17 protein-coding genes are annotated in these 18971 nt (G+C 71.9%); 9 read left to right on the top strand and 8 right to left on the bottom strand.

Going from position 1 to position 18971, the window contains the following annotated elements:
* Positions 1-32: 32 nt before the first annotated feature.
* Positions 33-800: an ABC transporter ATP-binding protein gene (locus tag OG607_RS26055; protein ID WP_405728120.1), complete on the top strand. Its 768-nt coding sequence runs from the start codon at positions 33-35 to the stop codon at positions 798-800.
* A complete protein-coding gene (locus OG607_RS26050; RefSeq protein ID WP_405728117.1) occupies positions 797-2416 on the top strand; it encodes a transporter in 1620 nt (539 codons plus the stop codon). Before OG607_RS26055 ends, OG607_RS26050 begins: the two co-directional genes overlap by 4 nt.
* Positions 2417-2436: 20 nt before the next feature.
* On the opposite strand, the gene OG607_RS26045 is transcribed toward OG607_RS26050, so the two are convergent.
* Positions 2437-3810: a PAS domain-containing protein gene (locus OG607_RS26045; protein ID WP_405728114.1), complete on the bottom strand. Its 1374-nt coding sequence runs from the start codon at positions 3808-3810 to the stop codon at positions 2437-2439.
* 305 nt (positions 3811-4115) lie between these two features.
* Positions 4116-4808 (bottom strand): pyridoxamine 5'-phosphate oxidase, encoded by a 693-nt coding sequence (gene pdxH, locus OG607_RS26040; RefSeq protein ID WP_405728111.1) that lies wholly within the window; start codon positions 4806-4808, stop codon positions 4116-4118.
* A gap of 203 nt (positions 4809-5011) precedes the next feature.
* Between pdxH and OG607_RS26035 the strand changes: the two genes are divergently transcribed.
* Complete coding sequence (locus tag OG607_RS26035; protein WP_405728108.1) at positions 5012-6112, top strand: citrate synthase 2; 1101 nt, start codon at positions 5012-5014, stop codon at positions 6110-6112.
* 29 nt (positions 6113-6141) lie between these two features.
* Here OG607_RS26035 and OG607_RS26030 read toward each other — a convergent pair whose 3' ends face one another.
* The gene (locus OG607_RS26030) at positions 6142-6903 is read right to left on the bottom strand and encodes an SIS domain-containing protein (RefSeq protein ID WP_405728105.1); all 762 of its coding nucleotides are present in this window, start codon (positions 6901-6903) and stop codon (positions 6142-6144) included.
* A 114-nt stretch (positions 6904-7017) separates the two neighbouring features.
* On the opposite strand from OG607_RS26030, the gene OG607_RS26025 reads away from it, so the two are divergent.
* The gene (locus OG607_RS26025; protein ID WP_405728102.1) at positions 7018-7710 is read left to right on the top strand and encodes a metal-dependent transcriptional regulator; all 693 of its coding nucleotides are present in this window, start codon (positions 7018-7020) and stop codon (positions 7708-7710) included.
* 410 nt (positions 7711-8120) lie between these two features.
* Positions 8121-9002 carry an alpha/beta fold hydrolase gene (locus OG607_RS26020; protein WP_405737049.1) on the top strand — a complete coding sequence of 294 codons (882 nt, stop codon included), beginning with the start codon at positions 8121-8123 and terminating at the stop codon, positions 9000-9002.
* A gap of 24 nt (positions 9003-9026) precedes the next feature.
* Here the strand turns inward: OG607_RS26020 and OG607_RS26015 are convergent, their stop codons facing one another.
* Entirely contained in the window at positions 9027-11786 is a 2760-nt protein-coding gene (locus OG607_RS26015; RefSeq protein ID WP_405728099.1) for an FAD-binding and (Fe-S)-binding domain-containing protein, read from the bottom strand.
* Positions 11787-11867: 81 nt separating this feature from the next.
* Between OG607_RS26015 and serC the strand changes: the two genes are divergently transcribed.
* The gene (gene serC / locus OG607_RS26010) at positions 11868-12986 is read left to right on the top strand and encodes a phosphoserine transaminase (protein ID WP_405728096.1); all 1119 of its coding nucleotides are present in this window, start codon (positions 11868-11870) and stop codon (positions 12984-12986) included.
* Between the two features lie 348 nt (positions 12987-13334).
* On the opposite strand, the gene OG607_RS26005 is transcribed toward serC, so the two are convergent.
* Entirely contained in the window at positions 13335-14336 is a 1002-nt protein-coding gene (locus OG607_RS26005) for a hypothetical protein (RefSeq protein ID WP_405728093.1), read from the bottom strand.
* 177 nt (positions 14337-14513) lie between these two features.
* On the opposite strand from OG607_RS26005, the gene OG607_RS26000 reads away from it, so the two are divergent.
* The 3 genes from OG607_RS26000 to OG607_RS25990 are packed head-to-tail and all read left to right on the top strand — an operon-like array spanning position 14514 to position 16726.
* Complete coding sequence (locus OG607_RS26000; protein ID WP_405728090.1) at positions 14514-15191, top strand: GDSL-type esterase/lipase family protein; 678 nt, start codon at positions 14514-14516, stop codon at positions 15189-15191.
* 33 nt (positions 15192-15224) lie between these two features.
* Positions 15225-16220: an aldo/keto reductase gene (locus tag OG607_RS25995; RefSeq protein WP_405728087.1), complete on the top strand. Its 996-nt coding sequence runs from the start codon at positions 15225-15227 to the stop codon at positions 16218-16220.
* A 5-nt stretch (positions 16221-16225) separates the two neighbouring features.
* Entirely contained in the window at positions 16226-16726 is a 501-nt protein-coding gene (locus OG607_RS25990) for a GNAT family N-acetyltransferase (protein WP_405737047.1), read from the top strand.
* 151 nt (positions 16727-16877) lie between these two features.
* Here OG607_RS25990 and thpR read toward each other — a convergent pair whose 3' ends face one another.
* The 3 genes from thpR to OG607_RS25975 form a co-directional block, all read right to left on the bottom strand.
* Positions 16878-17444: an RNA 2',3'-cyclic phosphodiesterase gene (gene thpR, locus OG607_RS25985; protein WP_405728084.1), complete on the bottom strand. Its 567-nt coding sequence runs from the start codon at positions 17442-17444 to the stop codon at positions 16878-16880.
* Position 17445: 1 nt separating this feature from the next.
* Complete coding sequence (locus OG607_RS25980) at positions 17446-18189, bottom strand: RsiV family protein (RefSeq protein WP_405728081.1); 744 nt, start codon at positions 18187-18189, stop codon at positions 17446-17448.
* A gap of 77 nt (positions 18190-18266) precedes the next feature.
* Positions 18267-18881, bottom strand: coding sequence for an antibiotic biosynthesis monooxygenase (locus tag OG607_RS25975; RefSeq protein ID WP_405728078.1), 615 nt, complete (start codon positions 18879-18881; stop codon positions 18267-18269).
* Positions 18882-18971 lie beyond the last annotated feature (90 nt).

The raw sequence follows: 18971 nt of genomic DNA, 5'->3' as shown, positions 1-18971 counted from the left end.
GGGCCCGCCGGGCACCGCCGTACCCTGGGCCCGTGCCTAACGATGTTGTGACGCGCGGCCTCTGGAAGCGGTTCGGGCAGCAGGTCGCCGTGGCGGGGATCGACCTGACGCTGCCGGCCGGCCGCTTCATCGGGCTGGTCGGGCCGAACGGGGCCGGCAAGACCACGACCCTGTCGATGATCACGGGGCTGCTCCGCCCGGACGGCGGCACCGTACTGATCGGCGGCGCCGACGTCTGGCAGGACCCGGTCGCGGTGAAGGCGCGGATCGGCGTGCTGCCCGAGGGACTGCGGCTGTTCGAGCGGCTGTCGGGACGCGAACTGCTCGCGTACACCGGCCGGTTGCGCGGCATCCCGGGCGCGGAGACGGACCGGCGGGCCGCCCAGCTGCTCGATGTGCTGGACCTGACGGCGGCGCAGCACAAGCTGGTGGTCGACTACTCGACCGGCATGCGCAAGAAGATCGGCCTCGCCGCCGCCCTGCTCCACAATCCCGAAGTACTGTTCCTGGACGAGCCGTTCGAGGGCGTCGATCCGGTGTCCGCGCAGGTCATCCGGGGTGTCCTGGAGCGCTTTACGGGCTCCGGGGCCACGGTGGTCTTCTCCTCGCACGTCATGGAACTGGTGGAGAGCCTCTGCGACTGGGTCGCGGTGATGGCGGCCGGCCGGATCGTCGCGCAGGGCCCGCTCGCCGACGTTCGGGGCCAGGCGGCCAGCCTGCAGGACGCCTTCCTGTCGCTGGTCGGAGCGACGGGGCGGGAAGGCGGCCACGACCTGGACTGGCTGGGCGGAAGCAAATGACCGCGCTGGAGGAGTCGGCCGGGGCGGCCGGGCTGACCTGGACCTTCGTCCGGCTGAAGCTCGCGATCATCCGCAACGGCCTGCGCCAGTCCACCGGCCGCACCGTCGGCTGGATCCTCGGCACCTTCTTCACGCTGCTCTACGCCCTCGCCCTGTGCGCCGGGATGATCGCGCTGCACGGCGACAAGCACGCGCCCTCCGCCGCCATCGGCCTGGCCGTATTCCTCGCCATCGGCTGGGCGGTGATGCCGCTCTTCCTGTTCGGCGGGGACGACACCCTCGACCCCACCCGGCTGGCGATGCTGCCGCTGCGCCCCCGCCCGCTGGTCACGGCCCTGCTGGTGTCCTCCCTGTTCGGGGTCGGCCCGGTCTTCACCCTGCTGGTGTCGGCGGGCGCGGCCGTCGCCCTCGCGCGGGACGCGGCGTCGGCCGCCGTCGCGGTGGTGGCGGTGCCGCTGGTGCTGGTGCTGTGCGTCGCGCTGTCGCGGGCCGTGGCGGCGGCCAACACACGACTGCTCACCAGTCGCAAAGGCCGTGATCTGGCCGTGCTGAGCGGGCTGTTCGTCGCGGTCGGCATCCAGCTGGTCAACCTCGGGGTGTCCTCGCTGACCTCCTCCGGCGGCCTGGACCGGCTCGCCTCCGTCACCGACGTGCTCCGCTGGGTCCCGCCCGCCCCGGCCCTGGACGCGGTGCGGTCGGCCGCCCAGGGCTCGTACGGGCTGGCGGGCGTCCAGCTGGCGTATGTCGCCGCCATCCTGGGCGCGGTGCTGGTGTGGTGGCACCGCAGCCTGCACCGGCTGATGATCACCGCGGACGCGTCCACCCTGCAGGCCGCCCCGGCCACGGCGGGCGGCGGCCGCTCGACCGGGCTGCACCGACTGCTGCCCGACGGGCGCACCGGCACCGTCATGGAGCGCCAGCTCCGCTACGCGTGGCGCGACCCCCGCTCCAAGGCCGCCTGGGCGACGGCACTGGCCGTTGGCCTGCTGCTGCCAGTCATCTCCGCCGTGCAGCACGGCAGCGTCTACACCTCCTGCTGGGCGGCCGGACTTCTGGGCCTCCAGATGTACAACCAGTTCGGCATCGACGGCTCCGCGTTCTGGACCGTGGCCGCGACCATCGCCTCCCGCGAGGACGCCCGCGCGGAGCTGCGCGGCCGGGCCCTGGCCATCAGCAGCGTCGCCGTCCCGTACGTGGTCCTGGTCACCGTCGTCGCCGCGCTGCTGCTGCATCGCGGCGACGCCGTTCCCGAGACCCTCGGCCTGTCCTTCGGCCTCCTCGGCGCCTTCGTCGGCACCGGCTCGTACGCCAGCGTCCGCTTCGCCTACTCCATGCCCCAGGAGACCCGCTTCGGCGGTGGCAACGCCGCCCCCGGCCAGGGCGGCCTCGCCACCCTCAGCCTCTTCGGCGGCGGCATCGTCGGCATGCTGCTGGCCCTGCCGGTCCTCGTGCTGGTCGTCGCCCTGCATGTCGCCGGGCGGCAGGGCCTGCTGTGGCTCGTGCTGCCGGCCGGGGCGCTCTACGGGGCCGCTCTCGCGGCGGCGGGCGTGCGGTTCGCCGCGCCTCGGCTGGTGCGGCGGCTACCGGAGATCCTGGGCGCGGTCAGCAAGGGCTGAGGTCCGGGCGGCGGCGGTCGTCACGCACCCTCCGCCAGGTCCAGCGCCGCCGACACCCGCAGCGCCACGTCCTCCGCGAACGCCGCGTCCCCCCGGTCGAACTGCCGCCGCCCCACGCCCCGCAGAAACGTGAGCGCGCCCATCGTCCGTCCCCGGCTGCGCAGGACGACGCACAACCCGTGCATCGTCCCCTCGGGCCATCGCCGGGCCGCCGCCCACGCGTCGACCTGCCCGGGGCCCGCCGGCTCCGCCCCGAAGCTGGCCCGGACGGCACCGCAGCGCTCCACCGCCTGGAGGGCCGGGTGCCCGTCCCCGTACCGCACCGGAATCGCGCCGACCACGGGCAGGCAGGGCCCGGCGCCGCCGCCGGTGGGGGTGGCGGCGACGCGGACGAGCTTCGCGGAGTCGCCGGAACTGCTGGAGCCGACGGAGCCGCTGGAGCCGCCGGAGTCGGCGAGCACGTCCAGAAGGGCGTGCTCGGCGAATCCGGCCAGGGCGAAGTCCACGTAGGTCGTGGCCGCCTCCAGCGGCACCTCGCACTCGGCGGCGGCGCGCGCCGCCCGGTGCAGCTGATTCGTACGAAAGCGCAGCAGCGACCCCTCCTGCTCGGCCAGCTTGGCGTCCGTGATGTCGTGGAAGAGCCAGCCGACCCCGAGCGGCACCGGCTCCTCGCCCAGCGGCGAGCCGAGGCGTACGAAGCCGCTGCGCCAGCAGTAGCGGCGGCTGCCGCCGTCCCCGCGCAGGCTGATCCACAGGTCGGAGGGCGCGGGGGGAGCGCCTTCGGCGAGCACGTGCTGCAGCGCGTTCTCCAGTTCCTCCACGCCGTAGTCGAGCAGGTCGCCGAGCGGCCGCCCCAGCAGTGCCTCACGGCTGCTGTGCAGCACACGCGCGGCGTACGCGTTGACGACGGCCGGCCGCAGATCGGCGTCGATCAGCACGACGCCCGACGAGGCGTCGTCGAAGAGAGCCTCGCTCAGGGCGATCGAACGCTCCAGATCGATCTGCGCGTGCACCTCGGAGAACGCGCAGTAGACACCGGTCGGCCGCCCATCAGCGCCCTGCACCGCCGAGGACTGGGTACGTACGAGCACCCGCCGCCCGTCCTTCGTCAGAAGGGCGAACTCATGGACCTGCCGTCCGGGCCCGTCCATGACCCCCAGCAGCCGCGCCTGCACCTCCGCCGCGTCGGCCTGCCGCGCGGCCCAGCCGGAGAACCCGTGCCTGCCGACGGCCTCCTCCGTGGACCAGCCCAGGATGCGGGCGGCTTCGGAGTTCCAGTGCGTGATGACCCCATCGCGGTCGAAGGCGCACAGACCCGCCTCCATACCGTCGAGGAGGGCGGCGAGCAGTTGCTCGTCCCCGTCACTGAGCGGCGTCGCATCGAATGACTGCACGTCGAACCATTCAACTCCGATGTGACCCAGGACACACGCCTTTTACATAAATCACTTGTGATGCTCCGGATCGCTTCCTAAGGTATCGAGCACACACGAAAGGAGGTGGTCCCGAGAATGAGTAGCACTCGGACGCGTGAGGTGGCTGCGGGCTAAGGCCGCGCACCTTGCCTGTGGCGCTGTGCGCGACGGGCCAAATCCAACGCAGTCATCCGACCCGCGGGCTCGCCGGTACGTTCGGCCGGTGCCCGGAGCCCAGGCTCCGGGGAGCAGCCCGCGGGTTGTCCTTTTGTGAGCCCGCGGCTCTACGGGGCGAGCCTGGCCACGGACCAGATCCCGTCACCGTTCTCGTACCGCAGCCGGTCGTGCAGCCGGTTCTCCCGCCCCTGCCAGAACTCCACGCGGTCCGCCCGCACCCGGAAACCGCCCCAGTGCGGCGGCACAGGCACCTCCTCGCCCCCGGGGCCCTCCGGATAGCGCACCGCCAGCTCCTCGTACCGCGCCTGAAGTTCCTCCCGCGACACCGGCCGTGACTGCGCACTGGCCCAGGCCCCCAGCTGCGAGCCGTGCGGACGGCTGCGGAAGTAGGCCTCGGTCTCCTCGCGCGAGACGCGCTCCACGGGTCCGCCGGCGATCACCTGGCGGGCGATGGGATGCCAGGGGAAGAGCAGGGAGGCGTACGGATTGGCGGTGAGCTCCAGCCCCTTCCGGGACTCGTAGTTCGTGAAGAAGACGAAGCCGCGGTGGTCGTAGCTCTTCAGGAGCACGGTCCGGGAACTGGGCCGGCCGTCGGGGCCGGCGGTGGAGACGACCATGGCGTTGGGCTCGATGACACCGCCGTTGACGGCGTCGGCGAACCAGCGGGCGAACTGGGTGTACGGATCGCCGGCCAGGTCGGCCTCGGTCAGGCCCTGGTCGCGGTACTGCTTGCGCATGGCGGCCGGATCATGGATGTGCTGCACGCGCACATCCTGCCCCAGGGCCCGGCTTCGACTCATGCGGCCCCGCGGCCCTGGAAGCCCTGGCCGCCACCTCTGTGAACTCTTGACATCGAGAGATATCGTTTCTCCCCCGGATCCAGGTCCCCGGATCCAGGACCGGATGGAGCAGGGTGACGATCACCCTGGCGGGGCATCACCCCCACATCGCCACTGGCCAAACCTGCTGTACCCATGTCGAACACATCAAGAGGAGCCGCCTGATGTCCGACTTCGTACCCGGACTCGAAGGAATCGTCGCCTTCGAAACGGAGATCGCCGAGCCCGACAAGGAAGGCGGCTCTCTCCGCTACCGAGGCGTCGACATCGAGGACCTCGTGGGCCATGTCTCCTTCGGGAACGTGTGGGGCCTGCTGGTGGACGGGAAGTTCAACCCCGGTCTGCCGCCGGCCGAGCCCTTCCCGATCCCCGTGCACTCCGGTGACATCCGGGTGGACGTACAGTCCGCGCTCGCCATGCTCGCCCCGGTCTGGGGCCTGAAACCGCTGCTCGACATCGACGCCGAGCAGGCCCGCGAGGACCTCGCGCGGGCCGCCGTCATGGCGCTGTCGTACGTCGCCCAGTCCGCGCGCGGGCAGGGCATGCCGATGGTGCCGCAGAGCGAGATCGACAAGGCCCACTCGGTCGTCGAGCGCTTCATGGTGCGGTGGCGGGGCGAGCCCGACCCCAAGCATGTCGCCGCCGTGGACGCGTACTGGACCTCCGCCGCCGAGCACGGCATGAACGCCTCGACCTTCACCGCCCGCGTCATCGCCTCGACCGGCGCCGATGTCGCGGCCGCGCTGTCCGGCGCGGTCGGCGCGATGTCCGGGCCACTGCACGGCGGCGCGCCCTCCCGCGTCCTCGGCATGATCGAGGACATCGAGCGGACCGGCGACGCGGTCGCGTACGTCAAGCAGGCCCTGGACAAGGGCGAGCGCCTCATGGGGTTCGGCCACCGCGTCTACCGCGCCGAGGATCCGCGGGCGCGCGTCCTGCGCAGGACGGCCAGGGAGCTCGGCGCCCCGCGCTTCGAGGTCGCCGAGGCGCTGGAGAAGGCGGCCCTGGAAGAGCTGCACGCGCGGCGCCCGGACCGGGTGCTGGCCACGAACGTGGAGTTCTGGGCGGCCATCGTGCTGGACTTCGCCGAGGTCCCGGCGCACATGTTCACCTCCATGTTCACGTGTGCGCGCACCGCCGGCTGGTCGGCCCACATCCTGGAGCAGAAGCGCACCGGACGGCTCGTACGCCCCTCGGCCCGCTACCTGGGCCCGGGTCCTCGCGACCCGCGCGACGTCCAGGGATACGGCGACATCGCGCACTGAGGCAGCCCTGATCACTGATCAACCCCTGATCACTGCTGCCAGAAGATCCGGTCCCCGTACGTCCGGATCAGCTCCGCGTTCCACTCGTGGCCGCCGTCCACGTTGCCGGAGCGCAGCATCGGCGGGGTGACGCCGCGCTCGGCCAGCACGACCGCGGCGGTGGCCACCACCGCCTGGAGCAGCCCGCTCGTCACGACGGTCGACGCGGGAGCGAACGGGGCCGGGATACCCGGGTCCGTGAGCACCGTGTCGCCGACGGCGATCTTGGAATCCAGCACGATGTCGCAGTGATCCTTCAGGAAGGTCCCGGAGGAATTCCGCGAAGTGGTCTCCTTCGCGTACGCGACCGATGTGACACCGATCACTTTCAGCCCGAGGGTCCGGGCGTGCTGGGCCATCTCCACCGGCAGGGTGTTGCGGCCCGACAGCGAGATGATGATCAGCACGTCCCCGGCCCTGGCCGGGGACGTGTCGAGGACGACGCGGGCCAGGCCCTCGACCCGCTCCAGAGCACTGCCCAGGGTGGCCGGCACGACATCCACGCCGACCGCGCCGGGCACCGACAGCAGGTTGACCAGGGCAAGTCCGCCCGCGCGGTAGACGAGGTCCTGGGCGGCGAGCGAGGAGTGGCCTGCCCCGAAGGCGAAGATCCGGCCACCACCGGCGACGGCGTCGGCGAGCGCGGCGCCCGCGGCCGTAACGGCGGCGCCCTCCTCGTCCCGTACGCGCTGTAGCAGCGTGATGGCGGAATCGATGTACTGCTGGCCCGTGGGGGCTGCCGGATCGGTCATGCGGAGAACCGTGGAGGGCCGTGCGGGCCGCTGTCAACCACGCGGCGGGGCCGGTTGTCGGTGGGATGCGTCAGAATTGGTGCAGGGCCACGCACGAGCCATCGAGGGGCACGCATGTCGGGACTCATTGACACTACGGAGATGTATCTCCGCACCATCCTGGAGCTGGAAGAGGAGGGTGTGGTCCCCATGCGCGCCCGAATCGCGGAGCGGCTCGACCAGAGCGGCCCCACGGTGAGCCAGACGGTGGCGCGGATGGAGCGGGACGGGCTTGTGCACGTCGCCGGGGACCGCCACCTGGAGCTGACGGACGAGGGCCGCCGGATCGCGACACGCGTCATGCGCAAGCACCGGCTGGCCGAATGCCTGCTGGTCGACGTGATCGGCCTGGAGTGGGAGCAGGTGCACGCGGAGGCGTGCCGCTGGGAGCACGTGATGAGCGAGGCCGTCGAGCGCCGCGTTCTGGAGCTGCTGCGGCACCCGACCGAGTCGCCGTACGGGAATCCGATCCCGGGCCTGGAGGAACTGGGCGAGAAGGACGGCGCCGACCCGTTCCTGGACGAGGGCATGGTCAGCCTGTCCGAGCTGGATCCGGGGCCGGGCGGGGCCAGCGTGGTCGTACGGCGGATCGGTGAGCCGGCCCAGACGGACGCGCAGCTGATGTACACGCTGCGGCGGGCCGGCGTGCAGCCGGGTGCCGTGGTGAGCGTGACGCCTTCGGCGGGCGGTGTGCTGGTCGGCAGCGGCGGTGAGGCGGCGGAGCTGAGCTCGGAAAACGCCTCGCATGTCTTCGTGGCCAAGCGGTAGCCGGATTCCCTGCCCGGCCTGCGCCGACCGCGGCCCCGATCTGGGCCCAGGCCAGGGCCCCGGCCCCTGGCGCGGCTTCAGCGTGCAGCGAGCGCCTGCCATGGCGGCTGCCCGGCCGTACGGCTGCCTTTTCGCTTCGAGGGCCCCGACGCTTTGCGCGCCGGGGCCCCTCCTCCCCCATTCCCTCCCCTGCATCCCCTGGAGTCACCCGGAACCCCGAGCTTTCCGGGTGGCTCCCCGCTGCCCGTCTTCCCCTCCGGACCGCGTCCCGCTGAAGTCCTCCCCTCGGCACGGGCCGCCAATCCTTGAGCGTTGTCACTCGAAAGAGCGGTGTTGCGCGTGTGAAGGCGCTTTTCGAACTTAGGTTCGATAGCGTGGTGGCTGAGAACGTCACGAAGGGGGTGCGGCACATGGTCAGGCGCATCGACATCACCGGAGCGGGCTCCGTCCCGCTGACCGCGTGGGAGTACGCCGCCGAGCCGTCCGAGCCGACCCCCCAGCCGTCCCAGCCCGTCGGCCTGCCCGCAGTCCTGCTACTGCACGGCCTCATGGGCCGCGCCTCCCACTGGGGCGCCACCGCCCGCCGGCTCGCCCCCCGCTACCGCGCCGTCGCCCTCGACCAGCGCGGCCACGGCAGCAGCGGCAAGCCCGAGGGCCCTTACAGCCGGGACGCCTATGTCTCGGATGCCGAGTCGGCAATCGAACAGCTGCACCTCGGCCCGGCCGTCCTCATCGGCCATTCCATGGGCGCCCTTACCGCCTGGCAGCTCGCCGCCCGCCGCCCCGACCTGGTCAGCGCCGTCGTCATCTGCGACATGCGCGCCTCCGCCCTCGGGGAGCAGAGCCAGCGTGCCTGGGAGACCTGGTTCAACGCCTGGCCGCTGCCCTTCCCCACCCTCGCCGCCGCCCACCGCTGGTTCGCCCAGGACGACCCCTGGCTGGAGCGCCCCCGCCCCACCCGCGGCGGCTTCTTCGCCGACGTCATGACCGAAGGCCCCGACGGCTGGCGTCCCGTCTTCGCCCGCCGCCACATGCTCCGCTCCCGCGAGGCCTGGGCCCTGGACTCCCACTGGGACGAGCTCTCCCAGGTCCGCTGTCCCGCCCTCGTCGTGCGCGGCTGGGACGGCGAGCTCGGCCGCGCCGAAGCCCAGGAAATGGTCCGCGTCCTCCCCCGCGGCTCCTACGCCGAAATCCCCGACGCCGGCCACCTCGTCCCCTGGGACCAGCCCGAGGCCTGGTGCGAGGCGCTCGAACGGTTCCTGGCGGAGGTCGCCGGCACGGCCCGGATCTGAGGCCGGTTCACATCTGAGGCCGGGTCACAATGCCTCCGCCAGAAGCTCCGCCAGATGCCGTGCCCGGACCCCCGCCAGCTGCTCAAGCTGCGTACGGCACGAGAAACCGTCAGCCAGAACCGCCGCCCCCGGTGCGGCACCCCGCACCGCCGGCAGCAGCCGGTCCTCCGCACAGGCGACGGAGACGTCGAAGTGCCCGCGCTCGAAACCGAAGTTGCCGGCGAGCCCGCAGCAGCCGCCGACCAGGTCGCCCGTGAGTCCGGCGCGGTCGCGGAGCCGCCGCTCCGCCGCGTCGCCGAGGACGGCGTGCTGGTGGCAGTGGGTCTGGCCGGTGACGGGACGGTCGAGCCGGGGCGGGGTCCAGTCGGGGGCGTACTCCTCCAGGGCCTGGGCGAAGGTGCGTACGGAGGCGCTCAGGGCGTTGTCGCCCAGCAGTTCCCTGAGGTCGCTGCGCAGGGCCGCCGCACAGCTCGGCTCCAGCACCACCACGGGGAGGCCCTCGGCCAGCAGCGGGGCCAGGCGCTCCAGAGTGCGCCGCATGACGCGGCGGGCGTGATCGAGCTGGCCGGTCGACACCCAGGTCAGGCCACAGCACACATCGCCGGGCGGGAGCACGACCCGCAGCCCGGCGGCCTCCAGGACCCGAACCGCCGCCCGGCCTGCCTCCGGCGACAGGTGCTCGGTGAAGGTGTCGGGCCACAGCAGCACGGCTCGGCCACCGCCCACCGCGGAATCACCCCGCCGCCGCCACCAGCGCGTGAAGCGCTCCTCGGCCAGTCCGGGAATCGCGCGCTCGGCCGCGATCCCGCCCAGCCGCTTCACCGGCGCCGCCAGCAGCCGTACGCGCGCCAGCGCGTTGAGCGGACGCCGCGCGAAGGACGGCACCGCCCGCAGCCACACCGGCAGCCTGCCCATCACGTAATGGGCGGCGGGCCGCACCCGCCCCGCGTAGTGGTGGTGCAGGAATTCCGCCTTGTACGTGGCCATGTCGACGCCGACCGGGCAGTCGGAGCGGCAGCCCTTGCAGGACAGGCACAGGTCAAGGGCGTCCCGCACCTCCTCCGAGCGCCAGCCCTCGCGCACGACCTCGCCCGCGAGCATCTCGTGCAGCAGCCGAGCCCGCCCCCGCGTGGAGTGCCGCTCCTCGCCGGTTGCCCGGAACGAGGGGCACATCACGCCCACTGAGGACGACGCGGACGACGGCTCGCGGCACTTGGCGACGCCCACACAGCGCCGAACCGCCGCCGAGAAGTCGCCTCCGTCATCCGGATAGGTGAACTTCACATCGACCGGTTCGCGGGGCAGGACCTCGAAGCGGAGATTCGTGTCGAGCCCGTACGGTCGAACAAGCATCCCGGGATTCAGCCCACCGGCCGGATCCAGCAGATCCTTGAAACGTCCAAAGAGAGCGACCATCTCGCTGCCGTACATACGCGGCAGCAGTTCGGCTCGCGCCTGCCCGTCGCCGTGCTCGCCCGACAGCGAGCCGCCATGAGCCACGACGAGATCCGCCACCTGTTCCGAGAACCGACGGAATTGCGCGATCCCTCGTGCCCCCAGCAGGTCGAAGTCGATGCGTACGTGGATGCATCCGTCGCCGAAGTGCCCGTACGGCGCTCCCCGGAGCCCGTGCTCGCCCAGCAGCGCCCGGAAGTCCCGCAGATACGCCCCCAGCCGGGCCGGCGGCACCGCGCAGTCCTCCCAGCCCGGCCAGGCCTCACTGCCGTCGGCCATCCGGGTCGCCGTCCCGGCCGCGTCCTCCCGGATCCGCCACAGCGCCCGCTGGGCCGCCGGATCGGTGACCACGGCGCCGCTGTCGGCCCCGGCGGCCCGGAGCAGCGCCTCCGCCTCCCCCACGCCCGGCATCTCCGCGAAGAGCCAGGCGCCCCCTGCGGGCAGCAGCTCCCGGGCCGCTGCCCCGCCCACCAGGTCGGAGGCCATCCCCTCCATCGTCAGCGGCCGGTGCGCCAGGAGCCCGGCCGCGGCCTCGGCGGCGGCGGTCTCGTCGGCGTACCCGAGCACCACGAGCACGCGCTCGCGTGGTGCCTCCACGAGCCGCACCACCGCCTCGGTCACCACGGCCAGCGTGCCCTCGCTGCCGGTCAGCGCCCGCGCCAGGTCCCGCCCGCGCTCCGGCAGCAGCGCGTCGAGCGCGTATCCCGAGATCCGGCGCGGCAGTTCGGGAAAGCCGGTGCGAAGCAGCGCGAGATTCGCGTCGGCCAGGTCTCGCAGGTCCGCGCGCAGCGGCTGGTCGGTGCGCAGCCGCTGCCCGCCGTAGGTGAGCGTGTCGAGCGCGATCACGTTGTCGGCGGTCGTCCCCCAGGCCACGGAGTGCGAGCCGCACGCGTTGTTGCCGATCATCCCGCCGAGGGTGCACCTGCTGTGCGTCGAGGGATCCGGCCCGAAGGTCAGCCCGTACGCCCCCGCCTCGCGCCGGAGATCGTCCAACACGACGCCGGGCTGCACGCGGGCCGTACGGGCCTGTGCGTCCAGCTCCAGGATCCCGGTCATGTGCCGCGTGAAGTCGAGGACGACACCTGTCCCCGTCGCCTGCCCGGCGATCGAGGTCCCGCCGCCGCGCGGCACGACGGGCACGCCGTGCTCCCGGCACACCGCCAGGGCGGCCGCCACATCGTCGGCGTCGCGCGGGGCGACGACGCCGTCGGGCACGCGGCGGTAGTTGGACGCGTCCATCGTCATCAGCGCCCGGCTCTGCGCGTCGAAGGCGACATCGCCACGTACGGCGGCGCGCAGCGCCCGCTCCAGCTCCTCGCGATCACTCATGACCCCAGACTGCCCCCTGAAACATGTCTCATCGGCTGGACCAGCATCCGAAACGCCTCCGTAACGGATTAGGCTGCGCCCGTGGTCGACATCCAGATCCCCGCTGACATCAAGCCCGCCGACGGTCGTTTCGGCTCGGGTCCCTCCAAGGTGCGGCCGGAGGCGCTGAGCGCGCTCGCGGCCACTGGTACATCCCTGCTCGGCACGTCCCACCGCCAGGCCCCGGTGAAGAACCTGGTGGGCCAGGTGCGTGAGGGCATCCGGCAGCTCTTCTCCCTCCCCGAGGGCTACGAGGTGGTGCTCGGCAACGGCGGTTCCACCGCGTTCTGGGACATCGCCACCCACGGGCTGATCCGGCAGAAGTCGCAGCACCTCAACTTCGGTGAGTTCTCCTCGAAGTTCGCGACGGCCGCCAAGCTCGCGCCCTGGCTCGACGCCCCGACCGTCATCGCCTCCGACCCCGGCACCCACCCCGAGGCGGTCGCCGAGGCCGGCGTCGACGTCTACGGCCTCACGCACAACGAGACCTCCACCGGCGTCGCCCTCCCCATCAAGCGGATCGCCGGCGCCGACGAGGGCTCCCTCGTCCTGGTCGACGCCACCTCCGGCGCCGGCGGCCTGCCCGTCGACATCGCCGAGACCGACGTCTACTACTTCGCCCCCCAGAAGTCCTTCGCGGCCGACGGCGGCCTCTGGCTCGCCGCCTTCTCCCCCGCCGCGCTGGACCGCGCCGCCGAGATCGCCGCCTCCGGCCGCCACATCCCGGCCTTCTTCGACCTGCCGACCGCCATCGACAACTCGAAGAAGAACCAGACCTACAACACCCCGGCGCTGGCCACCGTCTTCCTCCTCAACGACCAGCTTGAGTGGATCAACGGCCAGGGCGGCCTCGACTGGGCCGTCGCGCGCACCGCCGACTCCTCCTCGCGCCTCTACACCTGGGCCGAGAAGTCCGCGTACGCCACGCCGTTCGTCACGGACCCGGCCAAGCGCTCCCAGGTCGTCGGCACCATCGACTTCGCCGACGGCATCGACGCCGCCGCCATCGCCAAGGTGCTGCGCGCCAACGGCATCGTCGACACCGAGCCCTACCGCAAGCTCGGCCGCAACCAGCTGCGCGTCGCGATGTTCCCGGCCGTCGACCCGGCCGATGTCGAGGCGCTGACGGCGTCGATCGACTACGTCATCGAGCGCCTCTGATCATCGTCCAGCACGGTGACCGCGAACGTTCGCGGCGTTGCGCAGCCGCCGACTGCGCCGTGTCCTCAATCGCCGGACAGGCTGAATTCAGCCCGTCCGGCGATTGAGGACGGAACCGGCCACCGGACGGACCCGGTGAACCAGCGCGGCCACCGCGCCTAGGGCCTGTCCGGCGGATCAGGGTCGGATAGGCCGCGGCGTCGCAGTGACATCAGCCGCTGGCGCGACGGGCGGTGCATCGCAAGGCGCCGGAATGCCCGCAGACTGGTTCGTCTGTGGGCATTCCGGCAACGCCGCGAGGTGCCGTGCCAGGCGTCGCGGACCCGGCCATGATCCGCCGGACAGGCCCTAGGCGCGGCGCCGGAACAGGCGCCGCCCCGCAAGGATCACGGCCGCCACGCCCGCGAGGGTGACCAGCCCGACCGTGATGTTGCCGGCCGACTTCCCACCGGAGTCGGTCGGCTGCTGCGACGAGGACGCCGGAGCCGACGCCCCCGCCGACGCCGAGCCGACCGACTCCGGCAGGTCCTTCCCGCTCAGCTCCTCCCGCGTCACATCGCTCTGCTCGCCCTCCGAGCCGTACATCAGCGCCCGCCCGTCCGGCGTGAACGTCACCGACTCTCCCTGCCGCTGCAAGGGCACGTCCAGATCACCGATGTCATGCGGCGCGCCCCCGGACCAGCGGTACATCTCAGCGTTGAAATACCCCCGTACCACCAGCCGGGTCCCGTCCGGCGAGAAGGCGGCATCCGTCGCCCACAGCGGGATGTCGGCGATCCGGCGGAAGATGTTGACCCCGGACGCGCTGAGCGTCTTCGGGCCTTCGTAGAGCCCGCCGCCGTCCTCGTTCTTGCTCACGATGTACGCCCGCCCCGTCTTCGGGTGGATCACCAGCGATTCCGCGTTACGGGCTCCGTCCTGATAGCGGACCACGTACTGGGTCGCCGTCACCGTCATGTTCTTCAGCTGCTTCGGCTCCGGAAAGCGGTAGATCCACACGTGGTCCCAGCTGCCGCCCAGGTTGTCGCCGATGTCTCCGACATAGATCTGGTCGTCCGGGCCGATCGAGATCGCCTCGACGTCGCGCGGGCTGCCTACCCCGCGCATCGTGACGGTCGCCACGGTCTTGCCCGTGGCGGAGTCGACCGCGTAGACGTACGGTCCGTCGTCGCTGTCGTTGTGCGTCCAGTAGATGCCCTTGTGGAGGCTGCTGGCCGCCAGCCCGCTCGACTCCGTGATCCGTGAGTCCGTGATCGTGAACGAGCTCGGCGATCCGTCGTCGGCGGCGGCGGGGCCCGCGGCGAGGCATGCCATGAACAGGCCGACGGCGACAACTACGAGGGAGCGCATGCGCCAAGCCTGCCACCCCGGCCCACCCGCACCCGGCGACGGGCCGTACCCGACGGCGCCGTGGCAGAGGTCACGCCGCGCCGCGTGGCCCGGGGCCGATCACATCCGCGATGATGCAACGTGCTCCGGGCACCGGTCCGGCAGAGTGCCGGACCCGGAGGGAACACCGTGCGTTTCATGTTCGTCGGGGACTCGATGACGATCGGCGCGGCGGGGGACTACACATGGCGCTACCGCATGTGGCAGCACCTGCGCGCCCACCTGGACGAGCCGTTCGCGATCGTCGGCCCGCGCAGCACCCTGCATGAGAAGGCGACGGACACCCCGACCTCGTACGACTACGCCGACCCGTCCTTCCCGGAGCGTGCCCGGCGCCACCTCGCCGGCTGGGGCGAGGGCTGGCTGCACATGGCACCGATGATCGCGGACGAGGTCAGGAAGAACCGCCCCGACGTACTGCTCATCTCACTCGGCCTGATCGACCTCGGCTTCTATACGAACGCCGAGCAGACCGAGGCGAATCTGCGCACCTTCATCGCCAACGCCCGGACCGCGAACGCGGACATCGCCGCGGTCCTTCTCCCCGTCATCCCGAACACCCGGGCCGACCTGGACCCGGATTTCGCGGGGGAGTGCGACGAGCTCAACATCCGCATGGCGAAGGCGGTCGCCGACCTCGACACCCCCGCCTCGCCACTGCTCCTGGCCTCCCGCCCGGCGGCGTACGACATCCTGCTGGACACCTACGACGGCACCCACCCCAATGCCTCCGGCGAGCACCGCCTGGCGGCCGCCTTCGCCGACGCGATGCACCAGGCGTGGGGAATCGGCGCGCCCTACGCAACGGCCCCTTGATTCGAGTGCGCTCCAAGCGATTGGCTTGCGGCCATGGAGTACACACAGCTTGGACGTACCGGTCTCAAGGTCAGCCGACTGGTACTCGGCACGATGAATTTCGGCCCGCAGACGGATGAGGCCGACAGCCACTCGATCATGGATTCGGCGCTCGCAGCGGGCGTGAACTTCTTCGACACCGCCAATGTGTACGGCTGGGGTGAGAACAAGGGCCGTACCGAGGAGATCATCGGCAGCTGGTTCGCCAAGGGCGGCGACCGCCGCGAGAAGACGGTCCTGGCGACCAAGGTCTACGGCAACATGTCCGCGACCGACACCCCCTGGCCCAACGAGGACAAGCTGTCCGCGCTCAACATCCGCCGGGCGTGCGACGCGTCGCTCAAGCGGCTCGGCACGGACTACATCGACCTCTACCAGTTCCACCACATCGACCGGGACACCCCCTGGGAGGAGATCTGGCAGGCGATCGACGTCCTGGTCCAGCAGGGCAAGATCCTCTACGCCGGGTCCTCCAACTTCAGCGGCTGGGGCATCGCCCGCGCCAACGAGGCTGCGGCGCGCCGGAATTCGTACGGCCTGGTCAGCGAGCAGTGCCTCTACAACCTCGCCGAGCGCCGCGCCGAGATGGAGGTCATCCCGGCCGCCGAGGTCTACGGCCTCGGCGTGATCCCCTGGTCCCCGCTGCACGGCGGGCTGCTGGGCGGCGCGCTGCGCAAGGAGCGCGAGGGCGGCGCGGCCCGTTCCGCGAGCGGCCGCAGCGCCGACGCGCTGAAGAACACCGCCCTGCGCGAGCAGGTCCAGGCGTACGAGGACCTGGTCGACAAGCACGGCCACCAGCCCGGCGACGTGGCCCTGTCCTGGCTGCTGACCCGCCCCGGCGTGACCGGGCCGATCGTCGGCCCGCGCACGCAGGAGCAGTTGGACTCGGCGCTGCGGGCAGTCGAGCTGAAGCTCTCGGAGGAGTTCCTGGCCTCGCTGGACGAGATCTTCCCGGGTACCGGCCCGTCACCGGAGGCATTCGCCTGGTGAGCGGCATCGTCATTCGCCAGGGTGGCGAGGAGGACATCCCCGTCCTCCTGGCGCTGCTCGACGGCGCCGTGGAATGGCTGGTCGCGCACGGCCGCGAGGGCCAGTGGGGCACCGAGCCCTGGTCCGCGCGGCCGAAGGCGGTCGAGCGGGTCCGTGAGCTCGCGCGGACCGGCACGCCGTGGATCGCCGAGATCGACGGCGTGCCGGCCGGCACGATCACCCTCAGGCAGCAGAGCCAGGACTACGTGCCTCCGGCCGACGAGCCCGAGGTCTTCATCCACCTGCTGGTGACCGACCGCCGCCATGCCGGGCGGGGCGTCGGCGCCGCGCTCCTCGCGCATGCCGTCGCCGAAACCCGTCGCCTGGGCATCGGGCTGCTGCGGGTCGACTGCTACGCCGGGAGCGGCGGCCGGCTCGTCGACTACTACCGGAGCAACGGCTTCGAGCCCGTCCAGCCCTTCACTGTCGGCGACTGGCCGGGCCAGCTGCTCGCGCAACGGGTCTAGGGCCGGGCCGGGCCTGCCTTGGGGCTGTCAGGGCCGGACGGCCGCCGCGATCACGACCACGGCCAGCATCAGCACCAGCGCGGCGGTCATCACTCGGGTACGGGTCTTCGGGTCCACGTACCGAGACTAACCGCCGGGCGAAACCCCGGGGTCACCGCCCCAGTGGGCTGGTCCGCAGCAACTCGTAGCGCGGCTGCGCCCCCGGCACTCCCGGTGCCGGGGCATGGCTGCGTACGAGAGCGATCCCGTCCGCCGTCCATGGGGTGCCCGTGAAGCCGCCGAGCGCGTCGGCGAAGGGCCGCAGGGGGACCGTGCCCCGGTTGCGCTGCCGGGCCAGTGTGAGGTGCGGGTGGAAGCCGTGCTCGGCGGCCACGGCCACGCCCGCCCTGCGCGCGGCGGCTTGCGCGGACTCGGCCAGCCTGCGCATGTCGGCCCGGGCCACCCCGGTCCAGAGCGCGCGGTCGCCGAACCGTCCGCCGCCGGCCAGCCCGAGGCCGTACGGCTCGTGCCGCCGGGCGGCGCGGTCCAGCCGCTCGGTCAGCTCGGGGAGCAGTTCCTCCGGCACCTCACCGAGGAAGGCGAGGGTGAGGTGCCACCCGGCACGCTCGGTCCACCGCAGCTCGTCGGTGCCCGGCAGCCCGTGCAGCCGCCCCCGAACGGCTGCGTCCAGTTCCTCCAGCGCGCCTTCGGGCGGCAGCACGGCCACGAACAGCCTCATCTCAGCTGCCCAGCTCGAGACTGTGCCCGGGGTGCATCGCCTGCCGTTGCACCCGCCGGCCGAATTCCGACAGCAGCGGCGCCACCTGCGCCCTCGGAACGGTCACCTCCTGCCGTCCGGCCGGCACCACGGCCACCTCGCCCGGGTCGAAGATCGCCACCAGGGACCCGTTCTCCGCGAACGCCAGATTGTCCAGCGTCGTTTCGCGCACGATCGGATCCTCCAGCGACTCCTTGGCCGTCGCGGCGTCCGCGCCCTCCCGCCCCCTGAGCGCCTTCTCCACGAGCCGCGTGTACCGGGCTACCGACCCGCCCTTGATCATCCCCAGCGCCGGTACGACCCTGCGGGAGCGGCCGTCGAACCAGTACGTGGCGAACGCGAGCCCGCTCCCCACCGACGTCGGGTACTGGCTGGTGGTCTGCACGCCCACCACGTCCCCGGAGGCGACCAGGAAGTCGAAGCTGACATCCTGCCCGCAGAACCCGAAGGTCGTCACCTGCTCCCGCAGCGTCCGCGTCAGCGCCTCCGCCCCGGGCACCAGGGGAATTCTGATCGACCCCCCGCAGCTGCCGATGTCCTTCCGGTCGTCGATGACCCGCAGTCCGCTGATCCAGGTCGGCAGCACGGTCCGGACCTCGCCGGACGCGGTGCGGGTCTCCACTGGCGCCTGCTCCGAAGACGAGTCACAGGCGCCCGCGAACAGCGCGGTGGCGGCAGCGAGCACGACGGCGAGGCGGCACTTCATGCCAGAACACTAAGCGGGCCCCGCAGCCGTCCTCCGAACCTGGAACACCACCGCTACATCCGTTACAGAACGACGACTCAGTCGAGCCGCAGCTCCGCGAAGACCACGTCGAGCTCCTCCAGCGCGTACACGCTGACATGCGCCTTCGCCGCGCCCTCGTGCCGTACCGCCGCCTGCGCGGACCGCGAGGCCGCCAGTGCCGCGCGGTCCTCGAATATCGAGTTCACGATGCCCCGCCCCCGCGCGCGGTCGAGGAACAGGGACGACGCAACCAGCCCTGGCAGCAGCTCCAGCCGGTGCTGCACCGTCCCGGTGAACGTCTCGGCGAACAGATCCGCGTCCGCCGGATCGAACTCCACCCTGCTCAGCCGCAGCGCCGCACGCCCGGCCTCCGGCTGCCGCAGCCGGTGCACGGCCACCGCCTCGTAGTTCGCGATCAGCATCGTCGCCGCGAACGGCTCGAAAATCGCCGCCCGCCGCTCCCGCAGCCGTTCGTCGCTGTCCTGCCTGGCCTTCTCGCTCTCCCACCAGGAGCCCATCACCAGCTTCCCGACCTCCCGGTCGGTGAACACCCCGATGCCCCGGAATCCGGGCTGCTCCGCCAGTATCTTCCGGCCCTCGGTGCGTATTCCGTCGACCGCCGTATCGAGCTTCTCCGGGTCGCCGGTCGCGTAGATCGTGCGTACGAACATAGCGCCTCCTTTGACACCGACCAGTCTTCTCCTCGTGGCAAACCGGGGCAAACGGTCGCCACCACCGCCCGGCGGCGGAAGGAGCGACAC

It is taken from the genome of Streptomyces sp. NBC_01537, from assembly GCF_045040445.1.
GTDB lineage: Bacteria > Actinomycetota > Actinomycetes > Streptomycetales > Streptomycetaceae > Actinacidiphila.
Note: the sequence above shows the minus strand (reverse complement) of the source record. Positions and strands in the feature narration are given on the sequence as shown.